Raw genomic sequence first — 3,471 nt, forward strand, 5'->3', positions numbered from 1 at the left:
ATAAAACCTTTTGGACTTCTAATCGGTATTCGCCTAATTTTTTCTCCCCTGCAAGAAGAAAAATCCGCTATATTTTAGAGCCAAAGCACCTTGAAATTCAAGCAAACTATCCCAAACCCATTTATGTAAGTTATCATTCCGCAAAGGATTATGAGTTACCCTTAAAAGAAAAGGTGGAGCTTTATAAACTTTATGAAAAATTTGGCTTTGATGCGACTTTACACGCTGTGCGTTATCAAAAACAAATTGATGGTCGTTTTATTAAAAATTTAGACCATGGACTTGGCATACCTTTTAAAGCCCTTGTAAATAAGCATTTGCCAGAACTTTTAAAAAAAATCAAAGCTCACCCCAAACCCCCTTGTAAAAACAAAAGCATAAGCTATCCAAGTGATGATTTGCTTTATCATTTTTTCCAAAAAAATGCTAAAATGCACCTAGAAATTTCAAAGGTAAAAAATGCTTGTGGATAAGACTTATAAGATTAAAAGCTGTGATGATGTAGAGCTTGGGATTAAGAGAAAGTCAAAATTAGAATACCGCATTAGCTATGATGAGACGAAAGAACTTGAGGCTATCGTCTTTATTATAGGAGGTTTTGGCAGTAGCACTAATCTTTCTTTTATGGATTTTACGAGACAAAATTTAGCACAAAATTTTCCCGTTTTAGCGATTAATGTCCTTTATCATTGTTTTTGTAATAGGTTTAATCAAGATGAGGAAAAATACAGCGCAAAACTTGCATATAGTGAAGCAGATATGCTAAATTTAAAGGAGCGTTTAGCAAAAGTTAAAATTCCTTATCAAAGCCATTTAAAGCCTTATCATTATCATAATTTACTTAATCAATGGATCAAGCACCATAAAGAGCAAGGACAAATTCCACAAGATATGAAAATGCAAGGCTTAAGTTATACCATACTCCCTGCTAATGATGAATATCAAAATTATGGCATTATGCCAGCTCTTGACCATATCTTTGTTTTAAAAGATATCTGCAAAAGATTAATTAAAGTTAAAACACGGGGGGGGGGGGTAGCCTCCTTATCTGTCATTTATGGAGGTGGCTCTTATGGTGGATACCTTGCACATTTAATCGCCAAAATTGCTCCGTGGCACTGCCAAGCTATTTTAGACAATTCTTGCTCGCCCCTGCCACAATTAAACTACATCGTAGGTAGAGAACTTAACAATGAAGCAGAACTTACAACATTTGACAGAGATTTAAAAATAAAGCTTTTTTGTAAAACTTTTTGGAATTGCGATGCCAATTCTAAGTATTGCTTTACCCCAGCACATTACAAAATTCGCTCTTTACTTAACGCAGAGCATTTAAAAATTCAAGCCAAGTATGCTAAAGATACGCTTTTTATCAGCTATCACTCAGCCTATGATGAATTTGGCACAGCAGATGATAAAGAAAAGCTTTATAAACTTTATGAAACATTAGGTCTTAAGGCAAAATTACACCTTATAAAAGATGAAAAAGAGTTAGATAAAAAATTTATTAGAATTTTAGGTCATAGCCTTGGTATGAGTGATAGTGGGCTTTTTCGTAAGGAACTACCCACTATTTTAGAGCAATTTAGAACGAAAGTTTTCACGCAAAGACAGGGGGAAATTAGCTATCCTTGCGGAGATAAAATTTTCACTTTCAAAGATGAGGGCGAGAAATTTCTTCTTGAAATTTCTTAATTTAATCTCCATAAGCTTCATTAAGCATTTTTTTAATGCTTTCAAAATCCTCAAAATATGTCATTTTGATGTATTTTCTATCGAGAGTTTTTTGATAGTGCTTTTCTATCTCTGTGACTAAAGCCATCACATCAATACTATCAATTTCATTATTACTTACCAAATTTTTCATATTTTCATCGATGTCATCTCTGCCAACTTTTATAAAAAATTCTTTAATTATTTGCATTATGTCTCCTTGTTTAAAATATACAAAACTATCACTAAAATCCCATTTTGCTGTTAAAAATTTAGGTAAAAATCAAAAACGATAAAAATTATAATCTGGTTGCGAAGGGGAGATTTGAACTCCCGACCTTCGGGTTATGAGCCCGACGAGCTAACCACTGCTCTACTTCGCGTTATGAATTCGGAGTGGATGGGGTAAAGGGATTCGAACCCCTGAATGACAGGACCAAAACCTGTTGCCTTACCGCTTGGCGATACCCCAGCAAATAAAAAATGAAATTATACTTTTTTTTAATTTATTTGTCAAGTAAATTTAGCTACAATGCTAAAATTATAACCTAAGGATCACAATGAATTTTATAAGCATAGAACAAGCGATAAAAGACTTAAAAGAAGGCAAAATGCTCGTGATGGTTGATGCCGAAGATAGAGAAAATGAGGGAGATATTATCTTTCCTGCACAATTTAGCACTAAAGAAAAGGTCAATTTTGCCATAAAAGAAGCTAGAGGAGTCTTATGTGTAGCTTTAGATGAAAATTTAGCAAAGAAATTTGAATTACCCTTAATGGTGCCAAAAAACACCTCAAGCCACGAAACAGCCTTCACTATAACAGTTGATGCAAAAAAAGCCACAACAGGCGTTAGTGCTTATGAGCGCGATATGACCATTAAAATTTTTGCCGATGATGCAGCCTGTGCTAACGACTTCGTTCGTCCAGGACACATCAATCCTCTCATAGCCAAAAAAGGCGGGGTTTTAGAACGCACAGGACATACAGAAGGAAGTGTGGATTTATGTCATCTGGCTGGCTTGAAAGGCGCTTGCGTGATTTGCGAAATTGTTAAAGATAATGGGGATATGGCAAGAAGGGAAGATTTGCTAGAATTTTGCGAAAAATTTAAACTTAATATAATAACCGTATCCGATTTAATAGAATATCGTCTAAAAAATGAAAGCTTAATCACTCTTAAAGAGCAGCAAACTAGCTTTTTAGCAGGATTTAAAGCACAAAAATTCATCTTTGAAGACCACAATCAAATTCAGCACATTGCTTTTTGCTTTAATCAACCAAGAAAAAATGAAAATATTAAATTTCACATTAGTGATAGTGATTTTGAGCTTTTAACTTCAAATAAATTCTCGCAACTTTTAGAACAAATTCAATTTTTATCACAAAATGGCGGAATTATCATTTTTATGCAAGGCGAAAAATCAAATGCGGCACAATTTAAAAATTATGGCATAGGCGCACAAATTTTAAGATTTTTTAAGGTCGAAGAAGTGCATTTAATGTCGCAAAATTGTGATAAAGACTTTATTGCTCTAAAGGGCTTTGGGCTTGACATTAAAACTTGTCAATTCAAAAACCTACTTTAATATTAAGCCCCACAAGGGCTTAATATTTTTTCACAAATCTTCCCCACTTTCATCTTCCCTTAAGCTTCTTTATGTATAATTTCGACTTTCACTTTCTAAAAAAGTCTAAATACAACATTTTAACTCCTTTAGAAAGCCGTTCTTTAACTTATTATTGTTAAGAGTCACA

The 3,471-nt window shown here is 33.7% G+C and carries 4 protein-coding genes and 2 tRNA genes; 3 read left to right on the forward strand and 3 right to left on the reverse strand.

The features are described 5' to 3' along the window. On the forward strand, positions 1-473 hold a 473-nt coding region (locus NYG92_RS09020; protein WP_289234199.1), incomplete at its 5' end, for a DUF2920 family protein. Further along, positions 460-1,695, forward strand: a complete 1,236-nt coding sequence (locus NYG92_RS09025) for a DUF2920 family protein (protein ID WP_289234200.1) — start codon at positions 460-462, stop codon at positions 1,693-1,695. The genes NYG92_RS09020 and NYG92_RS09025, both read left to right, overlap by 14 nt. A 1-nt stretch (position 1,696) precedes the next feature. Here the strand turns inward: NYG92_RS09025 and NYG92_RS09030 are convergent, their stop codons facing one another. The 3 genes from NYG92_RS09030 to NYG92_RS09040 all read right to left on the reverse strand — a co-directional run bounded on the left by NYG92_RS09030 (position 1,697) and on the right by NYG92_RS09040 (position 2,185). Next, positions 1,697-1,924 carry an acyl carrier protein gene (locus tag NYG92_RS09030; protein WP_270977897.1) on the reverse strand — a complete coding sequence of 76 codons (228 nt, stop codon included), beginning with the start codon at positions 1,922-1,924 and terminating at the stop codon, positions 1,697-1,699. Between the two features lie 96 nt (positions 1,925-2,020). Further along, positions 2,021-2,096 (reverse strand) — tRNA-Met (locus NYG92_RS09035). A gap of 14 nt (positions 2,097-2,110) precedes the next feature. Continuing rightward, positions 2,111-2,185, reverse strand: a tRNA-Gln gene (locus NYG92_RS09040). Positions 2,186-2,273: 88 nt separating this feature from the next. Here NYG92_RS09040 and NYG92_RS09045 point away from each other — a divergent pair. After that, the gene (locus NYG92_RS09045) at positions 2,274-3,302 is read left to right on the forward strand and encodes a bifunctional 3,4-dihydroxy-2-butanone 4-phosphate synthase/GTP cyclohydrolase II (protein ID WP_289234201.1); all 1,029 of its coding nucleotides are present in this window, start codon (positions 2,274-2,276) and stop codon (positions 3,300-3,302) included. Positions 3,303-3,471: the final 169 nt, after the last annotated feature.

Origin of the sequence: Campylobacter felis, assembly GCF_030250085.1 — a bacterium.
In the GTDB taxonomy this organism is placed as follows: domain Bacteria; phylum Campylobacterota; class Campylobacteria; order Campylobacterales; family Campylobacteraceae; genus Campylobacter_D; species Campylobacter_D upsaliensis.

Bases quoted from the DNA above. Each gene is read 5' to 3' on its own strand.
- NYG92_RS09030 (WP_270977897.1), bottom strand. From the start codon at position 1,924: ATGCAAATAATTAAAGAATTTTTTATAAAAGTTGGCAGAGATGACATC.
- NYG92_RS09045 (WP_289234201.1), top strand. From the start codon at position 2,274: ATGAATTTTATAAGCATAGAACAAGCGATAAAAGACTTAAAAGAAGGC.
- NYG92_RS09025 (WP_289234200.1), top strand. From the start codon at position 460: ATGCTTGTGGATAAGACTTATAAGATTAAAAGCTGTGATGATGTAGAG.